We start from the raw sequence: 22236 nt of genomic DNA, 5'->3' as shown, positions 1-22236 counted from the left end.
AGTGGAATCAAAGTCTAAATTCTTATTTATGCATGATAATAATGCATATTGGTTACCTTAATTGTGCACAAACAAGCCGATCAAAATATGCTAAAATTTGTAATTCTGACATATTTTGTTTCACCTCCTGAAATGCTCACTGTGAGCGGCTTTGAAATATCATGAATTCGCAGATTTCCCTCATCCAATCCATTGATGCGTTATTGCCACAGACCCAATGCGGTTTGTGTGGTCATCGTGATGGCTGCCTACCCTATGCTCAGTCCATTGCCGAGGGAGAAGAAGCTAACAAATGTGTACCCGGTGGACAGCCGGTGGCAGATGCCCTCGCCAGATTGTTAAATCGTCCTAAACTTAGTGCTGAGCCAAGTGTCTGGCCCATTCAGGCTGATGGGCGTCCTCAGCGCATGAAAGCAGTGATTCGTGAAGATGAATGCATTGGCTGTACCAAATGCATTAGTGCCTGCCCGGTCGATGCCATTATTGGCTCAGGCAAACTGATGCATACGGTACTGACAGATTTGTGTACTGGCTGCGAACTGTGTATTCCACCCTGCCCGGTCGACTGTATTGATCTAGTAGAAGATACCCATCCACTCATGTCAGAGGAACAGCATGTGCAGGAACAGAATGATCTGCGCCAACGTTACTATGCACATATCCAACGTGAGGAAAAACGCCGCATTGACCGTAAAGGTCCTGTGGTACGTGCTGAAATCAATACCGAACTATTTGCCGAGTTCTCTGCACAAAGTCGAAATGTACCCGTGATTGAAATGGTGGAAAAGCCAAATGAGGATGGATTGATCCGGGACGCCAAAACTACGATTGAACTGGCCAAACTGCGTACCCAGATCAAAAAGCTCGAAAAACAGCTGTCTGTACGCGAAGATACAGGTAAACGCACCCAGCTTGCCGAACTAATGCAGCAATTACAGGATTTACAGGGATAAAATGATGACAAGCATGAGCGGCAAACCTGTAAAGAACATGACCAAGAAACAGATTCAAACTTTTTTTGAACGCTTACGTGAACAACGTCCGAATCCAAAAACTGAACTGAATTATTCTAATCCTTTTGAATTACTGGTCGCAGTGACACTCTCGGCACAAGCAACTGATGTCAGCGTCAACAAAGCCACAGACAAACTGTTTCCAGTCGCCAATACGCCGGAGGCAATTTATGCTCTAGGTGTCGATGGTTTGAAGGAATATATCAAAACGATCGGTTTATATAATTCCAAAGCAGTCAATGTGATTAAAGCCTGTGAAATGCTGATTCAGAAGCACAACAGCATCGTACCGGACAATCGTGCAGACTTAGAAGCCCTGCCGGGTGTAGGTCGTAAAACGGCGAATGTAGTGCTGAACACGGCCTTTGGTCAACCGACCATGGCGGTCGATACCCATATTTTCCGGGTCGGTAATCGTACCGGACTTGCGGTTGGTAAAAATGTGCTGGAGGTTGAACACCGTCTGATCAAAGTCATTCCCAAGGAATTTATCATTGATTCACATCACTGGCTGATTTTACACGGTCGTTATACATGTATTGCACGCAAACCAAAATGTCATGAATGTGTGGTCGCTGATGTCTGTAACTGGCCGGACCGTTTTGACTTTGGTGCATTGAAACCAATTGCAGTTAAAAATACTGACTGATCCCTTAAATGAAAAAGCTGAACTCTGGTTCAGCTTTTTTTGTCTCGTTCAGCAGATAAGAATGCTTATTTTTGCTTTTCCTCTAACTGCTGTTGCATTTTTTTGCGCTGCTCTAATTCAGCCTGTAATTTCGGGTGCAATTGTCGCTCTGGGGTTTTGTCCCTATTTTCGATTTTTTCCTGTTTCTGCACTTTGTTTAGCATTCGGTAGCTCATGACCAGAAGGCCTGCTAGAACAACCAAGAACACCACCATGAGCAATAACAAACCAATTTTCACAGTCGCAATTCCTTTAAAGATGCAGAAATAAAAAGAGCCCTAATATGACTTAGGGCTCCCTGAATGTCAAAATTATCGTGAAATGATTATTTTGACTGATCCAGAATCGCGAACAGATCCGCTTGAACTTGTTCAATTGGACGTAGACCGTTCAATTTGTCATAAGTCGGTGCATTTTCACCTGATGCAGCACGGCCTTGATAGAAGCCAACCAGCTGTTCAGTTTCAGTATGGTAAGAACCTAAACGTTTACGAATGGTTTCTTCCTGGTCATCAGGACGTTGAACCAGATCTTCACCAGTTTCATCATCTTTACCTTCCACTTTTGGTGGGTTGTAAACAATGTGGTAAACACGACCAGAAGCCGGGTGCTGACGGCGGCCAGAAAGACGTTGCACGATTTCTTCGTCCGGTACATCAATTTCAATCACGTGATCGATGTTGATGCCTTCGTTTTCAAGCGCTTCAGCTTGTGGAATAGTACGCGGGAAGCCATCAAAGATGCAGCCATTTACACAGTCAGGCTGTGCAATACGTTCTTTAACCAGACCGATGATCAACTCATCAGAAACCAAACCGCCATTATCCATGACGCTTTTAGCTTTTAAACCTAATTCAGTTCCTTCACGAATTGCAGCACGGAGCATATCACCGGTTGAAATTTGTGGGATATTGTAGCGCTTACAGATCAACTGAGCTTGTGTACCTTTACCTGCTCCAGGTGGTCCGAGTAAGATAATGCGCATATATAAACATCCTCATTTTTTAACAATGTATAGGACACCAAATGTCTGGACATCCCCAAAGATATCCAGCATTTCAGCGTCTCGTTATAAGAAAGCCACAAACAAATGGATTAAACCCGCGACAAAACCGGTTACCCCACCCAATACAATCAGAATCCACTCATCTTCCTGAAACGCAGGTCGTAAAAGATTCTGAAACTCCTTCGGTGTTAACTCGCGTATGCGGTCTCTAAACATTTGATAGATTTTCTGTGCACGGCTCGCATTAAACGCAGGGTCGCATACAGGCACCATCGTAATTTCAATTGAGCGATCGATCAAGTCTGTCTTGAGTTTTGCATACTCTCTTGGCCCCAAGGATAGCTGTAAAGAGGTGCGAACCAATGGAGTTTCCATAATTTCGTTAATGTGACGCTTGACGATCCGGCGGGTTTTTTCTTTCTTACCACCATACATCATTTCTGTCATGATCGATTTTAACGTAATCAGATCTTCTGTCACTACACTTGCGAAGACGTCAGAGACTTCTTCCTGACGTTTCATAAAAGCACCTTGTATGTTATAGGTGCCAATACGTGGAATAACCGGTTTGATCCATGGAAACTTGCGGCTCTGCGTGCGGGTGAAGAACTGCGGGTATTTCACATAGTGTGGTTCTATCGGATTGAAGACCATCCAGATGGCAATCCAGTTGGTCAGGAAACCCCAAATTGCTGCCCAGAATGGTACGGTCCAGTGCCAAGGCACCACGAACCATACGATCATCTGGAACAGACCAAAGAACATACCAATTAAAGCACTGATATGCCAGATAAAGTTAATTTCTTTCTGTCCAACCTTTAGGAACATGCGTACCATCAGACGGCGGTCACCCTCCATTTGACTGACCACCATGTCACGCATATCCACAAGTGACTCGACGTTCATGGTCAGCTCAGTCACTAATTCGCGCAACACATCCGGCAACTGCTTGTGTGCCTGGGAATAAATACGGCGCTTGATGGAATACGGCAAGTTTTCCCATAAAACTGCATTACGGTCGATCATGACCTCATCAATCAGATGTTCAAGTTCGAAACCGACCTGTTCACCGATGATGCGTGCCATATCATCCGGGTCCATCGCCTGTAGAAATTCCTGGATCGATCCCAGTTTAGACAAGGTATTGTCTGTGATAATTCCTGAAATTCTTCCTGCTTTGCGTGGCACAATGCCCTGCCAGCCGACAGGCAATGGACCAATATGGAATCCCCAGAACGTGATTGGATAGAACACCATTTTCAGGGCCATCCATACGTGTGCCCAGGTAACGAATGCAGTGACAGGAATGATACTGAGCACAGCCCAGAAATCTGGACGCATCAGAAAGGCTTGCCACAACTCGTTAACGTACTCAAGCATGTATAACTTCCATATTTAATTCTTTGTTCACAGAATACAATTTTCTTATCAAGTCGAATATTTTCTCTATAAACCGATACTTAAAGTATAGGAGAATTGTAGTTGAGGTTCGATTTCGGCCACAACATGTCCACTTCGGCTTTTCATTTCTTCACCAGCACCGATTCCGACACTGAAGGTACTGATCCGTTCTGAACTCAGCATGACATAGGATAAATCCACCCCGCCCCCCAGACGTGCTTCATATTCTCCATCTACTTTCTTACTCTGGATATGTCCGGCATAAGCCCCGACATAATACCCATTTTTATCTTTTCCTGTGAGGTGTGCCGGGTACCGAAAGCCAACTTGTGCACCAAATGGCTTGTCATCGTCCAGAAAAACACCACCTTTGACATATGCGATTCCATACGGATTCACCCACTCAGTATTCAGATGAATCATATTCCGGGTAAATCCTGCCCCCACATTCCAGGTACTTGCCTGACTATCGCTCAGTTTTGCTTCAGATCTATACGTAGAATCATCTGCATAAGCCGTATTTGCGATGAAAGCAAATGCCAGCAAAGGGTATAATTTATTCATTCCTTTTCACCAATATCCTTGATTCATTATAGTTTTAAGGTATCGTCCTTTTTTTATTCAATTTGGACTTTAGCAGAATTATCAACACAGTTGTATACAACTGCAGACAATTTTAATGTCTGCAAAGTCAACGTTTAGCAGATGGGTAGCCCACTCGTATTTCAATATCCAAACCAGGTCAGTTGGGTTAGAATAACGCACTTTCATTCCTATCCGTGTTCAGGTCTAAGTCGATCTCGTATGAAGCAGCATTTTCCATTAAAAAATGTACAGCAAGAAAAACGCATTTATCGCAATCGTGTATTTTTCTCGATTGGCTTGGTCATCATCTGCATGCTGCTACTGATCAGCCGCTATGCCTATTTGCAGATTGTCAGCTTCGATGAGTTCAACACGGCTTCTGACCAGAACCGTATCCGCCTGCAACCACTTGCGCCTGCACGTGGCTATATCTATGACCGCAACGGCGTCCTTTTGGCAGATAACTATCCGGTATTTACCGCGACCTTAAGTCGTGCCGATGTTGAGGATATTGATGATACGATTAAGCGCCTGATCCCGATTCTGGAACTGAACGAAGAAGATATCGAGCGTTTTAATAGCCGGATTAAAACCGCAAAAAAAACAGAACGTGTTTCTATCAAACTGAATCTGACCGAAACCGATATTGCCCGCTTTAGTGAAATTAAGCACCTGTTCCCAGGGGTAAAAATTGATACCCAGATGACCCGTTACTATCCACATGGTGAATTGTTTGCACATGTGATTGGTTACGTGGGCCGTATTAATGACAAAGAATTAAAAAGTATTGATAAGGACCTTTACGCGGGTACCAACCTGATCGGGAAAATCGGGGTCGAAAAATCCTATGAAGAGCTGCTCCACGGTGTTCCTGGCAATGAATCAGTCGAAGCAGATGCACATGGTAATGTGCTGCGTCATCTTGGACGTAAGGATCCAGTACGCGGGAATGACCTGTTTTTATCTTTAGATTATGGCCTGCAAATGGTTGCTTCCGAGCAACTGGCGGGACGTCGTGGCGCCATTGTTGCCATGGATCCAGGCACAGGGGAAATTTTAGCACTGGTTTCTAGCCCAAGTTTCAACCCGAACCTGTTTGTAACCGGAATCAGTACCAAAGATTATTCTTACTTGCGTGATAACCTTGATCAGCCGCTGTATAACCGGGCGGTGCAAGGAACTTATCCTCCTGGTTCGACCATTAAACCGATGTTTGGCCTGGGTGGCCTTCATTATGGTCTGGTCGATTGGGATACAGCGATTTCTGATCCCGGCTATTTCACTTTGCCGGGTGATAGTCACCGTTTCCGTGATCATAAGAAAACTGGACATGGCACTGTAAATCTGCATAAAGCCCAGGTGGTTTCCTGCGATACCTATTTCTATGTCATGTCCTATCGTATGGGTATTGAACAGATGAATGACTGGATGCGACAGTTTGGTTTTGGTGAAAAAACGGGTGTCGATCTGCCAAGTGAAAGCTCTGGTCTATACCCAAGTCCTGAATGGAAAATGCGTACCCGCAACTCTAAATGGTCACGTGGTGAAACGATTTCTGTGAGTATTGGTCAGGGTGCCTTTACAGCAACGCCATTGCAGTTAGCGATGGCAACAGCAATTACTGCCAATCATGGCAATAAAGTCGTACCGCATGTCTTGCGTGAAAGCCGTGGCGCCAAAGCATTTAAAGTCCATAATGGCACCCATGGTAAAATTGATTTTAATGGTAAAGAAGAAGACTGGTTCAAAATGCGCGATGCCATGGTTGATGTGATTCAGTCGGGTACGGGTCGCGGTATTAAAGGCGGCCTGCAATATAGTATTGCCGGTAAAACTGGCACAGCACAGGTAAAAAGTATTGCCCAGGGTAAACGTTACAATGAAGCCCTGCTGACTGATCGCCAGCTTGACCATGGTCTGTTTGTCGGTTTTGCTCCTGCAGAAAAGCCTGAAATTGCCATTGCAGTCATTCTGGAGAATGGCCGCGGCGGTAGTGCAGCCACTGCACTCGCCCGCCCTATTTTTGATTACTGGTTACTGCATAAAGATAAGAATCCGGTACGCCCACTCAATCATCAATTAAGTGGGGGACTGATGACCGCCGGTATTAAACCTGGCGAGCTACCAAGTGGTGCAAGTATGCTTAGCCCTGATGCTGCGGCAACACCTAACAGCACGGATGCACCACAAACTTCCTCAAACGCAACATCGAATACATCTCGTTCGAGCTCATCTGCAAACTCTGCACCAGCTGTAGAAGGAGATTAATATATGAAAAATCAGCTACGAATTATTGGTGGTGACTGGAAACGCCGTCAGCTTGCCTTTGCCAGTATTGACGGTTTACGTCCCACCCCGGACCGTGTCCGTGAAACCCTGTTTAACTGGCTGATGTGGGATGTACAGAATGCCAAGGTGCTGGATATCTGTGCCGGTTCTGGTGCTTTGTCCTTTGAAGCACTTTCCCGCGGTGCAACCAGTGTGGTGATGATTGAACCGGATCGTACTCAGGCACAATTTCTGAGCCAGAATCTGGAGCTGCTTCAAGTCACCAAAGCACGTGCACAACTGAAAGTAACCACGGCGCAGCAGGCTTTGCAAACATTGAAAGATCAATTTGATCTGGTCTTTTTAGACCCGCCTTACAGCTTGGACTTATGGACTTCTCTGGCTGAACTTGCTGATCCGCTAATCAAGCCTGAAGGCCTGATTTATGTCGAAGCAGATCGGGATTTAAATACGTTGCAGCTTCCCTCTTCTTGGCAACTGATTAAAAATACCAAGGCTGGGACAGTACGTGCAGGCTTATATCAGAAAAAGTAAATGAATATTTGCACAATAAATATTAAAAAAGGATTCCTGTATGGAATCCTTTTTTGTGAAATGTAAGTTATAAATAGCTGATCTCTTAACGGCGATCACGCCAGTCACGGTCTTCCCGATCACGTTTCCAATCACGATGATCTCTATCTTTCCAGTCCCGGTCACCATGGTTACGGTCATAATGTCCATTACGGTCTCGATGACCACGATAATCATCATCCCAAGGATCGACCATACAACCGGTTAAAGCCACTGCCAGCACAGATGACAGTAATATCATTTTTTTCATTTTCATCACCTCTTCCTTCCTGCACTCTGCCAGTATCAGGCGATTTCATGGAGAGTACACGCAGCCATTGTTGGTCTCCTGTACCGATTTGTTTGCTTTTTATTCACCATCAAAACAATTCAATTATCTTCAAATAAATTGGTTATCTGAACTTCGACTAAGCTGTGCACAAATACAGCTAAATATTAGCTTGGCTTTTTCAGCAATCTTTTGAATACTGCTGGCTTTAGTTATCTACTAATCAATATGACCTGGCTGTTATTTATTTTAGGCGCAATGATCGCAGGATTTGTACAAGGTCTTACCGGTTTTGCCTTCGCTTTAATTGCCATGTCATTTTGGGTATGGGTACTCAGTCCTCAAGTTGCTGCTCCCCTCCTTGTGTTTGCTTCGATTTGGAGCCATGTTATTTCATTATCGAATGAACAAAAGCATGTTCATTTGTATAAAGCACTTTATTTACCGTATTTAATTGCCGGACTGATCGGCGTCCCGCTCGGCACCTGGTTACTGAATATCATTGAGGCACATACTTTCCGTGTCTTACTGGGTATGTTCCTCATCATCTGGTGTCCACTCATGTTGTTGAATCCTCAGATCCGACTGATTCAACATTCAGGCAAAACTGCAGATGCCAGTATCGGTTTGGTAGGTGGCATTTTAGGTGGCTTGGGGGGATTTTGTGGTTCCGTACCTTCTGCCTGGTTAATGCTCAAACAGCTCCCCAAAGATCAGCAGCGCTATATTTTACGTCATTTTAATTTCGCCATTCAGATGTTTACCTTGGCAGCCTATCTATATCAGGGCAATTTAAATCAGAGTCACTTGCCCTATATGGCTGTACTGATTCTTGCAGTCAGTATTCCCGCTATTTTGGGTGCGCGCCTATTCCATCGCATTTCAGAACTGCACTTTAAGCAAATTGTTCTTGGACTACTTTTCAGTTCAGGATGTTTCCTGCTGCTTAAAGAGTTGATCCATTAAACTGTTCCAAAAAGGCCAAAGCCTTGTCCTACTTTGCTTTCAGCCAGTTTACTGCTAAGGTAACTTGAATGATTTTTCTGTAGAAATGAGCTATGCAAATTCGTGATCAAATTGTGCTTGTGACTGGCGGTGCACGTGGACTTGGCCTGGCAATTAGCCAGCTTCTGATTGAAGAAGGTGCACGTATAGTGGTGAACTATCTTAGTAGTAAAACGCAGGCTGAAGCTTTACAGAAGCAGTATCCCGATCAGGTATTTACCTATCAGGCAGACGTTACTCAAGTAGATCAGGTCAAAGCCCTGTTTACCGCAAGCAAAGCACATTTTGGTGAAGGCATTCATTCGGTTGTGAACAATGCCCTGATACAGTTTGAATTTAATGGTGATAATCGTCCCAAGGTAGAGGATTTGTCTTGGGAGATGATGTCGCATCAATTCAGTGGTGCTGTTCAGGCTTGCCTCAATACGACTCAGGCGGCGCTAGAAGATATGAAACAGGCACATTTTGGCCGGATTGTGAATATCGGTACCAATCTGGTTCAAAATCCGGTGGTGCCTTATCATGACTATACGACTGCTAAAGCCGCGCTACTGGCATTTACCCGTACTACTGCGCAGGATCTTGGTCAATATGGAATTAATGTAAATATGCTTTCAGGCGGCCTATTACAAACCACAGATGCCAGCAAAGCCACGCCTGATTTTGTGTTTGATCTGATTGCTCAGTCAACGCCATTACGCCGTGTCATTACCCCTGAAGAATTCGCGTCGGCAATCTTGATGTTCCTGTCTCCTTATTCACGCGCTGTCACGGGGCAAAACCTGATTGTAGATGGAGGCTTAGTCAAAGGTTAATCAACCTTGATACATGATCATAGAATCGTTCAATACTGACTCCGATTGTACGATGCCTCACATTTTAACCAACTGTTCAAAAAAAACGGTTTTGAAACTCGAAATACCTTTTAAAATATCGAGACCTTTCAAAACCGTTTGACTTCTCCCTATGAAAGCCTTAGCAGTATTGAGCCTGACTCTGCTACTGACAGCTTGTATGTCACATGATGCCCAAAAAGCCGAACACATTTTAAAACTCTTCCACTGTAAGGGTATTGAACCTTCGCAAATGCAGCATAATAGTGTGACTCAATATTATGAGCATTCTCTGTATAGCTCAAAAAGCAAAGCAGAGGCTTATATAGAACAGTATAAAAATGGCGAGGAATCTTTTGAAATCCCGCTCTCTGAAATCGTGAATCAGCAATATGAACTATACAAATCGGCCTGTCAAAATCTGGGGGGCATTCCAGCCAAAGAATTATTCTGATCTTTAATGCAATATGAAATAAAATCTTAATGCTAAAAAAACAGGAGTATTCTCCTGTTTTTTCATTTTAACTCGCTTTGTAATATCGCTGATCTACACTAAATTCTTCAGGAAATTTGGCCTGGATGCCCGCATAGAAATCCATGATCTCAGCCATATCTTCCTCAAAATTTCCTGTGGGATGAATGATTTTTCCTACACCCGCCTTCTTATGTTCATAATCCATATAAGCCAGTGCAATCGGGACGCCAGCATTTACCGCAACATAATAAAAACCGGTTTTCCATTGCTCCTGACGGGCACGTGTTCCTTCAGGTGTAACCAACATGACCAGTTCAGGATGCTGCTTAAACAGGTCTGTCATCACCTGAACCATACTTGGACGCGGCTCACCTGCCTGCTTGGGACGGCGATCAATTCCGATTCCACCCATCGCACGTACAAAAGGACCCAATGGGAACTGCATGTAGCTGTCTTTAATGGTAATACGCACATTGACACCTAATGCCTTCAACGCTAGCCGTGCATATAATGCATCCCAATTACTGGTATGCGGCGCAGCAATCATGACACATTGGCTCAGGTTTTCAGGCCAGTGATTGTCTGTTTCCCAGCCCATCAATTTAAGTGCTTTTTCAACTAAATTTTCAAACACAATTCAATCGCAAAATAAATAAAAAATTATGTAATAGTGTACCAATATTAGAGTTTAATTCGCTTTGTAATCGAATGTAAATACATTATTTGATGCACTTTTTATACAATCAACCTCCCAATATTGGGATATTCCTTAATCATTGGCTTCCCTAGACTCAGGTGGACAATTATAAACCACCCATGGGGTCAATGATGAAAAAAACTATACTCGCAGTAATGCTTTCCACCCTTGCATTAACCGCATGTAATGATGATGACGATGACCATCACTCACCAGGAAATGGTGGCAACCCACCTGGAACACAGCAAGGTATCTTGACTGATGGCCCAATTGAAAACGTCCGCTATGAAACATCAAGTGGTGTAAGAGGCTCTACCAATGCGGAAGGTAAATTTAATTATAATACAGGTGATACAATTAGATTCTTTATCGGAAACCTTCAGCTAGGTGAACAGGATGGAGTTCCAGCTCAAGCCCGGATTACTCCGACAGATCTTTATGAGAATGATCCAGACATACCTGGAAATGAAGATGAAGAATTAGAAGAAGCATTAACAATCTTCCTGCAATCGATTGATGCAGATTATATTACACCGCCAACAGGTGCTCCCGCAGATTACAATGCTCATGATAATGGTATTCAAATTACTCAAGATGTCATTAATCGAATTAACACAGCTTTCACCTCTGCAACTACATTCGAGACAGCACTAGAGGATTCTGATAACAGTATAACAACCCTTATTCAGGACCAATTACAGCTTAGCGACGTAACTCCAGTTACTCCTGATGAAGCTGCAGCTAATATTCAAGAAGCTTTCTATAAAGATATTGCTGGCACATGGCAATTAGGCTCTGCAGATAAATCGGATAAAGTCATTTTAGTGGTTTATACCGATGGTAGCTACAAACTAGGTGAAGCCGATGAGGCAGATGATGATGGAGAACCAGGTTATGAACTTGGGAATCTTCAGTGGAACTGGAAAGGTGGGGTTATCACACCTGTGATTGATGAAAATGGTGACACTAATGGATCATGGGGGCTTTCAGATTCAGAAGGTGACGAAGGTTATACCCTAACTTTTGACGGTACAAACTTAGTTCTTACTGAAACTGGTTTGGATGAAGATGATACCTCTACCCTTACACGAGTAGAAAATTCAACCAATGGCCTCGTAGGTACGTGGGAGCTGGATGATACCCATGTACTGGTATTCTTGAACGACGGCTACTACTTCCTGATTGATACTATAGGAGGAGAGGATTGTGGCCCAGAGGGTATTGAATATGGCCAATACACTACTTCGAACAACATCCTCACAGTCACCAATAACTTGTTCGATACAAATGAAAGTTGTGGTCTACATGATAGTCAAACCTCTCCATTCGTTCTTGGAACCTATACAGTTAATGCAACTACCATGACATTAACCCCAACAGGTGAACCTGCTGTCACTTTCACTCGGGCTGATTTCCAGCGTGATCCAGAACCCGCTCCTGAGCCACAGCCAACAACGTAATATCTCTTGGTATAACTTTAAAAAGCCAGGTAATTAACCTGGCTTTTTATGCAATATGCTGAAACTGTAACGTACAGTTCATCAACTTATGTATCAGCTCAATCTGGCTATTCACTTCTAGCTTTTCATAAATCTTTTTCATATAAGTTCTAATGGTTTGAATACTGAGTTGCATCTGTTCAGCAATCTCTTCAGGTTTATAACCATTGATCAGGTATTCACATAATGCGATCTCCCGACATGTCAACTGATAATGCTGCCTTAAATAGCTTTGTGACAAGATATGGTATTGATTTCGGTCCGTCAAAAATATTGCAACTTGATATTGTCTCGATTCTTCAATAGATGTTATTGACTGTTTCGACCAAGGTACGATTGTCAGCATGATGCAATGACCTGTTGCATCCTCTACAGCCATTACTCCACCGATTTTACTTATTCCCCCACTTCCCTGCTGTAAAGACCCTCTGATAAGTTGTTCTAGTTGCAGATGATAGGCTCTATTAAGCTTCAGATAATTGTACTGATCTATTTCAATTTCCTGATTCTGCCTCAGCATTTTTTTTGCTTCAATATTGGCAAACTGTATCTCGAAATTCTCAAGTAATAATACAATCCCGACCTTTAGAGCGTTCATGGCCTGATAAGCATTGTACTTATCCTGAATAACTAAACTGAACTGACGATAAATCTGTAGCGCTCGCCTTAAATGAATACTGATACGCTCCAGAAAATCCAGCTGCTCTTTACCATAAGGGGTGGCTTCAGGTGCCCGGTGAATTCCCAGTACCGCCCAACTAAAATCACCACGATCCAGCAATACACCTGCAAGATGTAAAATACCGGTAGGCTTTAAACATTTTTCATAAAAGATATGCTCTTCTGAACCTTTCATGGAAGGATAATGCTGACAATTGATCTGTAAAGCCTCTCCCACTGCAATCTCATTCCATAGCGGCAAGTGCAGCTTCATATCAATGACTTGAATACGTTCATCCCGATAAGCTGCTAGACCTTCATAAGGAATATTATAGGTATGGACAAAGTTGTAAGCTGGGTTGAGCTGATCCATCGCAGTAAAGATGGCTGTCTTGCTTTGTGTGTATTCCACTAGCTCATGCATAACCTGAGTCCATAACTGAGGATCCAGTGCTGCATCATAGATATGCGCAATAATGTTATTTTCTTTATTCAAATCCATCATTGCCCTCATTATTATTTTTTTTAAACCTGTGAAAGCACTATTTATTTAAGATGATAGTGATTTTATTTTTTATTATTTTAGCAATTCCTTTACCTCATCACACGTGCAGAGTGAATTTCACTTAATCAATACATCATTTACAAAGTTGTACTACCCTTATGATTTTTAAATTTTTATGTTGAATATTAGCAAATGCAAAACGGGCATAAAAATGAAAAAGTCTCTCCTTATCGTCGCAATGACCACAATCACGCTAGGTTTAAGTGCCTGTTCTAAAAACCAAGAACCCTCTAGCAATGAAAATATGGATTCAGAAAATTCTGCTCAGATGAATACGCCAGCGACATCACGCAGCTTACCTGCAGGCGATACTGCAGAAACTTCTCTTGACTGGGCGGGCGAATACGAAGGAACTTTCCCATGTGCGGATTGTGAAGCCATTAAAGTGGAGCTGGAACTTCATCCTGACAAAACCTATGAGTTGAAAGAAGAGTATGTTTCCGATACCAAAAGCACAGAAACCAAAACCAAAGGAAGTTTTAGCTTTGACCCTAAAATGACTTCAATTATTACGCTGGATGAAAAAGGTGAAAATCGTAAATTCTTTGTCGGTGAAAATTTCTTAGAAGCTCGAGATATTCAAACTGGCGAGAAAATTAACAGCAATCTGAATTACAGATTAATCAAACATTAATATTTTTAAGCTAACCTGAATGAAAAAAATCCCCGCAAATACGGGGATTTTTTAGATCAATGACCGGTTGATGAATTACATCATGCCGCCCATACCACCCATGCCACCCATATCAGGCATAGCAGGTTTGTCTTCTGGGATATCAGTGATCATACATTCAGTTGTCAACATTAATGCAGCAACAGAAGCAGCATGCTCAAGCGCAGAACGTGTTACTTTTGCTGGATCAAGAATACCCATTTCAAGCATATCGCCGTATTCGCCAGTTGCAGCGTTGTAACCAAAGTTATCTTGGCCATTTTTCACTGCATTGATCACAACTGAAGGCTCATCACCAGCATTAGATACGATTTGACGAAGTGGCGCTTCAATTGCACGACGAAGAATGCTGATACCTACGTTCTGGTCATCATTTGCACCCTTCACACCGTCAAGTGCAGCTGCAGCACGTACCAGTGCAACACCACCACCCGCAACAACACCTTCTTCAACCGCTGCGCGAGTTGCGTGAAGTGCATCGTCTACACGGTCTTTCTTCTCTTTCATTTCAACTTCAGTTGCAGCACCGATTTTGATAACAGCAACACCGCCAGCCAATTTAGCTACGCGTTCTTGAAGTTTTTCTTTGTCGTATTCAGAAGTAGATTCTTCGATTTGCGCACGGATCTGTTGAACACGGTCAGAGATCTGAGCTGCATTACCTGCGCCATCCACAATCACTGTGTTTTCTTTAGAAACTGTTACTTTGTGCGCAGTACCCAGGTGTTCAAGAGTCGTTTGGTCTAACTGCATACCGATTTCTTCAGAAATCACAGTACCGCCAGTCAGGATGGCGATGTCTTGCAGCATTGCTTTACGACGGTCACCGAAGCCAGGTGCTTTAACAGCACATACTTTAATGATACCGCGCATATTGTTAACAACCAGAGTCGCAAGCGCTTCGCCTTCAACATCTTCAGCAATGATCAGAAGTGGTTTGCCAGTTTTCGCAACTGCTTCCAGTACAGTGATCAATTCACGGATGTTACTGATTTTCTTGTCAACCAATAGGATGTATGGGTTTTCAAGTTCAGCAGTTAGCGTGTCTTGTTTGTTTGCGAAGTATGGAGAGATATAACCACGGTCAAACTGCATACCCTCTACAACGTCAAGTGCATCTTCGAAGCCTGAACCCTCTTCAACAGTGATCACACCCTCTTTACCTACTTTTTCCATTGCTTGCGCAATCAGTTTACCAACAGTAGTGTCAGAGTTAGCAGAGATCGAACCTACTTGCTCAATTGCTTTAGAATCAGAAGCAGGCTGAGCAGTTGCCTTGATTTCAGCAACTAAAGTTTTCACTGCGATATCGATACCACGTTTCAGATCCATTGGGTTCATACCCGCAGTTACTGACTTGATACCTTCATTTAAGATTGCTTGAGCAAGAACAGTCGCAGTCGTTGTACCGTCACCAGCGATGTCATTGGTTTTTGAAGATACTTCGCGAACAAGTTGAGCACCCATGTTCTCGAACTTGTCTTTTAAAGTAATTTCTTTCGCCACAGTTACACCATCTTTAGTGATATGTGGGGCACCGAAAGAACGGTCGATGACAACGTTACGGCCTTTAGGACCAAGTGTTACTTTTACTGCATCTGCAAGGATGTTCACACCAGCGATCATTTTCGCACGAGCTGAATCACCAAATTTTACGTCTTTAGCTGACATATTTGACTCCGAGTATTATTAGTAGCTTTACAAAATCTGATATGGAATATGTAAGACTGTTTTAGCGAAGATTAACCTTCAAGAACCGCTAAAATGTCAGATTCTTTCATGATAAGTAGTTCTTCCCCGTCTACTTTTACAGTTGTACCTGCATAAGTGCCGAACAATACTTTGTCGCCAACTTTAACGTCTAACGCGCGTACGCCATTGTCAGTGATTTGACCATTACCAACTGCAATAATTTCCCCTTGCGCTGGTTTTTCTGCTGCAGAACCTGGAAGTAAAATACCGCCAGCTGTTTTAGTTTCTTCTTCAACACGACGAATAACAACGCGGTCATGTAATGGACGAATGTTGCTCATTTTTAACTCCACCAGACTAAGTCTTTTTGATTACTGATGACGACTTAGTTATTCCCTGGTCGTCATCAAAACTTTTAGATGTCACTTTTATGGAGATGGAATAAATCGCTTCAAGGGTAAAACTGAAAAAAAATTCATTTTTTTTTATTTTTTTATCATGTGCATATACTTTTGCTGCTTTTTTCTTCAAGGCCAGTCTGAAATTAGAGTATAGCCTTCAGTTTTCAGAATTTTTCATCTTTCTATAAGCTTCTTTAAGAACGTGGTGAAGTATAATAGTGCTTATATTTGAACAGTCAGTAGATACAGCGCTACTCCTCTTTCCTATCTGATAAATAATTTAAAATAAGCAGTGCAAACACCTTAAACTCATCTTCTATATAAAGCTATTTCTTGGAATGACCTAGTTATATAGATAATTTTTTCCACATAATGAATACTATTTATATAGTGCTTCAGCCTTGTACAGGATGATCATTTCTATGCCCACATTCGTTGAAGATACTTACCTGGAGAATACTGTTATTGGCTTCATAGAGCTAAGCCTAAAAGATCAAGGTTGACTTTCTAATACCTACCAATCGTAAGTTACTAACCAATTAAAAATTAATCTTAAAGTGGTTTTTCTTAGGCGCTTTAAGAAAGCAGAAATTATAAATTTTATTTTTAAAATCAAAAATTTAAAATCACAATAAGCTATATAGCAAAGTTCAATCATGATCTTAAATAGAAATGACTCCAACATTCTATAACCACAGTCTTTTATGTGATAGAAATTAGATATATATGGTTTATAATAGTTCGGAAAATCATCAGCATTGATTATTTTTCTGGCAAACTGTCTAAATGCTAAACAGATGTCATTCAGTACTATGCAAAATTCAAATTACCCTCATTTATTTAATCAATGATAAGAGTCATTCCTAGAAAAATAATAAGTAAATGTTTTTTATAATTATATTTATTAAAAATATTAACCATAATTAAAATAAATACAAGATTACTCTGCAATGTTATTTTATATACTACTGTTTTTTAAATACTTATTTAAAATATTGCATTATGTGACAATTTAACTCTAACCCTGCTTTGGTCTTATTTTTTTTGTCATTTTATGCTTTAATACAGCCACTTTTTTTTTCATATTTCATCTGGGCGATGTTTTCATCACCCAGACTATACTTTGTACATAGTTTTGTACACTTTTGAGATAGGCCTCACCATGACCCAAGTGAACGCACCAGAATTCGTTCGTCACCCTAAGCTTATTGCTTGGGTGGAAGAGATTGCTAAATTAACAAAACCAGCAAAAATTGAATGGTGTGACGGTAGCGCAGAAGAGTATCAACGTTATATCGACTTGATGATCGCTAACGGCACAATGCAAGCGCTTAACCAGGAAACTCATCCAGGTTCTTACCTTGCAAATTCTGATCCTTCTGACGTTGCTCGTGTTGAAGGTCGTACTTATATCTGTTCAGAAAACAAAGAAGACGCTGGCGCGACAAATAACTGGGAAGCTCCAGCTGAAATGCGTGCTCGCCTAAATGGCTTATTTGACGGTTCAATGAAAGGTCGTACTTTGTACGTTGTTCCTTTCTCTATGGGTCCTTTAGGTTCTCATATTGCACACATCGGTATCGAACTGACTGACTCTCCTTATGTTGCTGTTAGCATGTCTAAAATGGCGCGTATGGGTAAAGCGGTTTATGACGTTTTAGGTACTGACGGCGAATTCGTTCCATGTGTACACACTGTTGGTGCACCATTGGAAGAAGGTCAAAAAGACGTTGCTTGGCCATGTAACCCAGACAAATGGATCGTACATTATCCAGAAACGCGTGAAATCTGGTCTTACGGTTCCGGTTACGGCGGTAACGCATTGCTAGGTAAAAAATGTCTAGCTTTACGTATTGCATCTTACATGGGTCGTCAACAAGGTTGGTTAGCTGAACACATGCTGATCCTTGGCGTGACAAATCCACAAGGCGAAAAACACTACATCGCAGCTGCATTCCCATCTGCTTGTGGTAAAACAAACTTCGCGATGCTGATTCCACCAGCAGGCTACGAAGGCTGGAAGATTGAAACTGTAGGTGACGATATTGCCTGGATCAAACCAGGTGAAGACGGTCGTCTATACGCAATCAACCCTGAAGCTGGTTTCTTCGGTGTAGCGCCTGGTACGAATACCAAGACCAACCCGAACTGTATGGCTACACTGCACAAAGATGTGATCTATACCAACGTTGCTGTGACTGACAACGGCGAAGTTTGGTGGGAAGGTTTGACTAAAGAAGCACCTGCTAACCTGACCAACTGGAAAGGTCAACCACACACTGGCGAAGAAAAAGCAGCGCATCCAAACGCTCGTTTCACCGTTGCTGCTGGTCAATGCCCTTCTATCGATGCTGATTGGGAAAATCCAGCGGGTGTTCCAATTTCTGCGTTCATCTTCGGTGGTCGCCGTGCAGACACAGTGCCGCTAATTTCAGAAGCTATTGATTGGGTTGATGGCGTGTATAAAGCTGCAACCATGGGTTCTGAAACCACTGCTGCTGCTGTTGGTCAACAAGGTGTTGTTCGTCGTGACCCATTCGCGATGCTGCCATTTGCTGGCTACAACATGGCTGACTACTTCACTCACTGGTTAGAAATGGGTGAGAAAGTGGGCGAGAAAGCTGCTGCTGCAGGCAACAAGCTGCCTGGTATCTACAACGTGAACTGGTTCCGTCGTGATGCTGAAGGCAACTTCGTATGGCCTGGTTTCGGTCAAAACATGCGTGTTCTTGAATGGATCATTGACCGCTGTGAAGGTCGTGCAACTGCTGTTGAAACTCCAATTGGCCGTGTTCCAACTTACGAACAGTTGAACTGGAACGGTACTGATTTCTCTAAAGAACAGTTTGACCTGGTAACTTCTCAAGACAAAGATCAATGGATCAAAGAACTTGAAAGCCACACTGAATTATTCAACAAATTAGGTGATCGTTTACCTGAAGCGTTGAAAAAACGTCAAGCTGAGCTTTTAGAAGCAGTTAAATCTGCTTAAGTGCTGATTTAATTTAAGAAGGTCGCGTAAGCGGCCTTTTTTTATTGCTGGTTATTCATTAAATTTAAGTACTTTCATTTTTCCAATTTTTGCAGTTATTAGATTTCTCTAATACCTCTTAAATTATTCAACAACATTTAATCAATAAAAATTATCTTAAAAAATCAAAAATTTAATATAAAAATAAATAACTTAATGCTTTGAATTATCAAAACTATCTCTCTTGTTTCATTAAAACTCAAGTTCTATAAAAATTAAAAACTATATAAGCATAAGACCCTGTAATTATTTAACTTTACTTTTATAAAACATGTGTCAACTCTATTCTCGGTGGTTCCGCAGGAAACCTAGTCGAATGATACGACTTATATGTTTATACAGCCTTTACTTTATATTTTGCTTCGAAATTTTCCCCTAAAGGCGATGACACCGTAAAGCTGCTGCTATTTTGCCCTAGTTTTTTTAATACGCCGATTGGCGCATGGATTATGGGAATTTATGCATATTGCTGACTTATATCTTCATGAAGGACACTAAAAATACAGCATGATTACTGATGACTAATTAATGGTTGAGCTGTTTAAGCTTTCTGAGTGGAAACATTCAGAAAGCTTTTTTATTGGATTTTTAAGTTTACTGCCATTTTGTCTTTTCAATGCTATGGCATACTTGCTGTATAAAAAATGGGAAATCATCATGATGAAAAAAACAGTTTTTCTACTAGGTTTGGGTTTCGGCACTTTGGTGCTTACTGCCTGCCAAAGCACACCTCAACCTTATAACGGTCAATCTGGTTACGAAGTCATTGAGCAAGGTGCAAATACTGCAACATTACGCTATACACTTTCTGGTCGTACCAGTCAGGATGAAGGAAAATTGCAGGCTGCTTGCAGACAGGCACTTGGTACTTCTAAAAACTGGAATGTAAGCGTACTCAGCAGTAATGAGATTAGTAATACTGCATTACCAGATGAACAGTATGGTCGCCAGCTCGGCAATAGCCGTACTCAAATCAGTTTAAGCAACACGCCTGACCTGTACAATACTGAAAATCCAGGCGCGCGTGATGCCCTGAATGCCCGCCCAAGCACATTACGCGTGATTCAATTCACCTGCTCATAATCTCTAAGATATGAAAAAAGGGCTTAATGCCCTTTTTTTATTTTTCGCTTCAAAGTGTCTTATAGAAACTGACGTTTCTGAATTCTGGAGATTCATCCAAATCCGGCCAGGTGGTAGCACTACGCTCATCCAGTTTTTCATATTTGGGATGGCTAAAGTTTTTTACCCGACTATCTGCAACCCACACCTCAGGCGCAAATTTTAAAAACTCATCCAGGAAGAAACGGTTGCATTGGTCATAAAGTACGTCGGCGGCTAACAGGATATCCACCTGTTCTGCTTTATACAGATCATCCAAGTATTCAAGCTCAACACTATTCAACTCAGCATTGGCACGACACGCCTCTAAACTCACTTGATCAATGTCACAGCAAATGACGCGTTTTGCACCTGCCATTTTTGCTGCAATTGCAACGACACCTGAACCTGCACCAAAATCCAGCACTACTTTATCTTTCACATGATGTGGTTCTGCCAGCAGCCACTGCGCCATCGCAAGACCAGATGCCCAGCAAAAGATCCAATACGGCGTATCATTCCAGATACGACGGATGACTTCATCATCCAGCTTATCAGTTGGAAATACTGGCGGAATTAGCCACAGTGAAATAGGTGTATCCGGCAATTGCTGTGCATGCAGTTCACAATGTGGAATCACATCATGCAAGGCTTGTAGAAGATGCTCAGGAGCTTTAGGAAATTGGAAAGTACAGCTCATGGTTTTTATTCATTCTAATTTAAAAATCCCCTCTCCTTTTAGGAGAGGGTCAGGTAAAGGTTTAATACCCCTCATCCTAGCCTTCTCCCAGAGGGAGAAGGAACAAAGCAATTAACCCAATGCTTTCTCAGCAGCTTCAACCGTTTGACGAATCAAAGTGGTAATGGTCATAGGGCCTACACCACCTGGAACTGGCGTGTAAGCAGAAGCAATTTCTTCGATACCAACTAACTGGATATCCCCCACACCACCGCCATCACGTGGATGGAAACCGGCATCTACAACTACCGCACCTGGTTTGATCCAATCTTTCTGAATCAGCTCAGCCTTACCTACCGCACCGACAATGATGTCTGCTTGTTTCACAAATTCCGGCAGGTTTTGAGTACGTGAATGGCAAATCGTCACAGTGGCATTCGCTTCAAGCAGCATCGCTGCCATTGGTTTGCCCAGAATTGCAGAACGGCCGACAACAACAGCGTGTTTACCTGCAATTTCAATGTTGTTTTCTTTCAGGATAGTCATGATGCCAGCAGGTGTTGCAGAACCATATGCCGCTTCACCCATCGCCATACGGCCATAGCCAAGACAAGTTACACCGTCCACATCTTTTTCAAGAGAGATTGCGTCGAAACAAGCACGCTCATCAATTTGCGCAGGCACTGGGTGTTGCAACAAAATACCGTGAACATCAGGGTTTGCATTGAGTTTTTCAATTTCTGCAAGAAGTTGTTCAGTTGTGGTTTCTTTTGGAAGCTCAACTTTCAATGAATCCATACCGACACGACGGCAAGCATTGCCTTTCATACGAACATAAGTTGCAGATGCACCATCGTCACCTACCAAAATAGTCGCAAGAATTGGAGTACGACCTGATTTTGCTTTCAGCGCTTCCACGCGAGTTAACAAGTCAGCTTCAATTTGCTTCGCCAATGCACGACCGTCTAGAACTAATGCCACGGCACTTCTCCCAAGTGTTGATATGAATCAATTTTGCACATTCTACATGATAATTCTTAATATTTTCCGCCATATGCTGCTTTTATGCGCATATGAATGAATACACTATTGTTTTTTTTTC

The 22236-nt window shown here is 42.3% G+C and carries 22 protein-coding genes and 1 pseudogene; 12 read left to right on the top strand and 11 right to left on the bottom strand.

All coding sequences use genetic code 11. The features are described 5' to 3' along the window. The first annotated feature begins 161 nt into the window (after positions 1-161). Positions 162-953, top strand: coding sequence for an RnfABCDGE type electron transport complex subunit B (locus F899_RS05455; RefSeq protein ID WP_005221308.1), 792 nt, complete (start codon positions 162-164; stop codon positions 951-953). 4 nt (positions 954-957) lie between these two features. Continuing rightward, a complete protein-coding gene (gene nth, locus F899_RS05450; protein WP_034434191.1) occupies positions 958-1662 on the top strand; it encodes an endonuclease III in 705 nt (234 codons plus the stop codon). Between the two features lie 65 nt (positions 1663-1727). On the opposite strand, the gene F899_RS05445 is transcribed toward nth, so the two are convergent. From F899_RS05445 to F899_RS05430, 4 genes are all read right to left on the bottom strand, one after another. Continuing rightward, entirely contained in the window at positions 1728-1940 is a 213-nt protein-coding gene (locus tag F899_RS05445; protein WP_005221304.1) for a hypothetical protein, read from the bottom strand. 86 nt (positions 1941-2026) lie between these two features. Beyond that, a complete protein-coding gene (adk, locus tag F899_RS05440; protein WP_004810758.1) occupies positions 2027-2686 on the bottom strand; it encodes an adenylate kinase in 660 nt (219 codons plus the stop codon). Between the two features lie 84 nt (positions 2687-2770). Then, complete coding sequence (locus F899_RS05435; RefSeq protein WP_004810761.1) at positions 2771-4087, bottom strand: DUF445 domain-containing protein; 1317 nt, start codon at positions 4085-4087, stop codon at positions 2771-2773. A gap of 66 nt (positions 4088-4153) precedes the next feature. After that, on the bottom strand, positions 4154-4672 hold the full coding sequence (locus F899_RS05430; RefSeq protein ID WP_004893576.1) for a hypothetical protein: 519 nt from the start codon (positions 4670-4672) through the stop codon (positions 4154-4156). A 240-nt stretch (positions 4673-4912) separates the two neighbouring features. On the opposite strand from F899_RS05430, the gene mrdA reads away from it, so the two are divergent. Continuing rightward, positions 4913-6961: a penicillin-binding protein 2 gene (mrdA, locus tag F899_RS05425; protein WP_034433937.1), complete on the top strand. Its 2049-nt coding sequence runs from the start codon at positions 4913-4915 to the stop codon at positions 6959-6961. Between the two features lie 3 nt (positions 6962-6964). After that, positions 6965-7516, top strand: coding sequence for a 16S rRNA (guanine(966)-N(2))-methyltransferase RsmD (gene rsmD / locus F899_RS05420; protein ID WP_005221299.1), 552 nt, complete (start codon positions 6965-6967; stop codon positions 7514-7516). An 85-nt stretch (positions 7517-7601) separates the two neighbouring features. Here the strand turns inward: rsmD and F899_RS05415 are convergent, their stop codons facing one another. Then, entirely contained in the window at positions 7602-7805 is a 204-nt protein-coding gene (locus tag F899_RS05415) for a hypothetical protein (protein ID WP_004810769.1), read from the bottom strand. Positions 7806-8051: 246 nt separating this feature from the next. On the opposite strand from F899_RS05415, the gene F899_RS05410 reads away from it, so the two are divergent. The 3 genes from F899_RS05410 to F899_RS05400 all read left to right on the top strand — a co-directional run bounded on the left by F899_RS05410 (position 8052) and on the right by F899_RS05400 (position 10115). After that, a complete protein-coding gene (locus tag F899_RS05410) occupies positions 8052-8789 on the top strand; it encodes a sulfite exporter TauE/SafE family protein (protein ID WP_005221297.1) in 738 nt (245 codons plus the stop codon). Between the two features lie 92 nt (positions 8790-8881). Further along, on the top strand, positions 8882-9643 hold the full coding sequence (locus tag F899_RS05405) for a 3-oxoacyl-ACP reductase (RefSeq protein WP_005221295.1): 762 nt from the start codon (positions 8882-8884) through the stop codon (positions 9641-9643). Positions 9644-9794: 151 nt separating this feature from the next. After that, positions 9795-10115 carry a hypothetical protein gene (locus F899_RS05400; protein ID WP_005221294.1) on the top strand — a complete coding sequence of 107 codons (321 nt, stop codon included), beginning with the start codon at positions 9795-9797 and terminating at the stop codon, positions 10113-10115. A gap of 67 nt (positions 10116-10182) precedes the next feature. On the opposite strand, the gene F899_RS05395 is transcribed toward F899_RS05400, so the two are convergent. After that, the gene (locus F899_RS05395; protein ID WP_005221283.1) at positions 10183-10770 is read right to left on the bottom strand and encodes a 1-acyl-sn-glycerol-3-phosphate acyltransferase; all 588 of its coding nucleotides are present in this window, start codon (positions 10768-10770) and stop codon (positions 10183-10185) included. Between the two features lie 191 nt (positions 10771-10961). Between F899_RS05395 and F899_RS05390 the strand changes: the two genes are divergently transcribed. Then, positions 10962-12293, top strand: a complete 1332-nt coding sequence (locus F899_RS05390; RefSeq protein WP_005221272.1) for a hypothetical protein — start codon at positions 10962-10964, stop codon at positions 12291-12293. Between the two features lie 46 nt (positions 12294-12339). Here the strand turns inward: F899_RS05390 and F899_RS05385 are convergent, their stop codons facing one another. Next, positions 12340-13494 (bottom strand): helix-turn-helix transcriptional regulator, encoded by a 1155-nt coding sequence (locus tag F899_RS05385; RefSeq protein ID WP_005221270.1) that lies wholly within the window; start codon positions 13492-13494, stop codon positions 12340-12342. A 214-nt stretch (positions 13495-13708) separates the two neighbouring features. Between F899_RS05385 and F899_RS05380 the strand changes: the two genes are divergently transcribed. After that, entirely contained in the window at positions 13709-14191 is a 483-nt protein-coding gene (locus F899_RS05380) for a copper resistance protein NlpE (protein WP_005221268.1), read from the top strand. A gap of 75 nt (positions 14192-14266) precedes the next feature. Here the strand turns inward: F899_RS05380 and groL are convergent, their stop codons facing one another. Together groL and F899_RS05370 are read right to left on the bottom strand one after the other, a co-directional pair. Beyond that, positions 14267-15901, bottom strand: a complete 1635-nt coding sequence (gene groL / locus F899_RS05375) for a chaperonin GroEL (protein WP_005221266.1) — start codon at positions 15899-15901, stop codon at positions 14267-14269. 71 nt (positions 15902-15972) lie between these two features. Then, complete coding sequence (locus tag F899_RS05370; protein ID WP_004810787.1) at positions 15973-16263, bottom strand: co-chaperone GroES; 291 nt, start codon at positions 16261-16263, stop codon at positions 15973-15975. Positions 16264-17485: 1222 nt separating this feature from the next. Here F899_RS05370 and F899_RS05365 point away from each other — a divergent pair. The 3 genes and pseudogenes from F899_RS05365 (at position 17486) to F899_RS05360 (ending at position 20437) form a co-directional block, all read left to right on the top strand. Further along, the gene (locus F899_RS05365; protein ID WP_004810788.1) at positions 17486-19315 is read left to right on the top strand and encodes a phosphoenolpyruvate carboxykinase (GTP); all 1830 of its coding nucleotides are present in this window, start codon (positions 17486-17488) and stop codon (positions 19313-19315) included. A gap of 323 nt (positions 19316-19638) precedes the next feature. Continuing rightward, positions 19639-19818 (top strand): annotated as a pseudogene (locus tag F899_RS15780) (alpha-ketoglutarate permease); the annotation flags it as partial. A gap of 196 nt (positions 19819-20014) precedes the next feature. Then, complete coding sequence (locus tag F899_RS05360) at positions 20015-20437, top strand: hypothetical protein (RefSeq protein ID WP_034424215.1); 423 nt, start codon at positions 20015-20017, stop codon at positions 20435-20437. Positions 20438-20486: 49 nt separating this feature from the next. On the opposite strand, the gene F899_RS05355 is transcribed toward F899_RS05360, so the two are convergent. Together F899_RS05355 and folD are read right to left on the bottom strand one after the other, a co-directional pair. Beyond that, complete coding sequence (locus tag F899_RS05355; protein WP_004810792.1) at positions 20487-21155, bottom strand: class I SAM-dependent methyltransferase; 669 nt, start codon at positions 21153-21155, stop codon at positions 20487-20489. 111 nt (positions 21156-21266) lie between these two features. Then, the gene (gene folD / locus F899_RS05350) at positions 21267-22115 is read right to left on the bottom strand and encodes a bifunctional methylenetetrahydrofolate dehydrogenase/methenyltetrahydrofolate cyclohydrolase FolD (protein ID WP_004810794.1); all 849 of its coding nucleotides are present in this window, start codon (positions 22113-22115) and stop codon (positions 21267-21269) included. Positions 22116-22236: the final 121 nt, after the last annotated feature.

It is taken from the genome of Acinetobacter sp. CIP 101934 (assembly GCF_000369585.1).
Taxonomy (GTDB): Bacteria; Pseudomonadota; Gammaproteobacteria; order Pseudomonadales; family Moraxellaceae; genus Acinetobacter; species Acinetobacter schindleri.
This window is presented reverse-complemented; position numbering and strand designations above follow the sequence as displayed.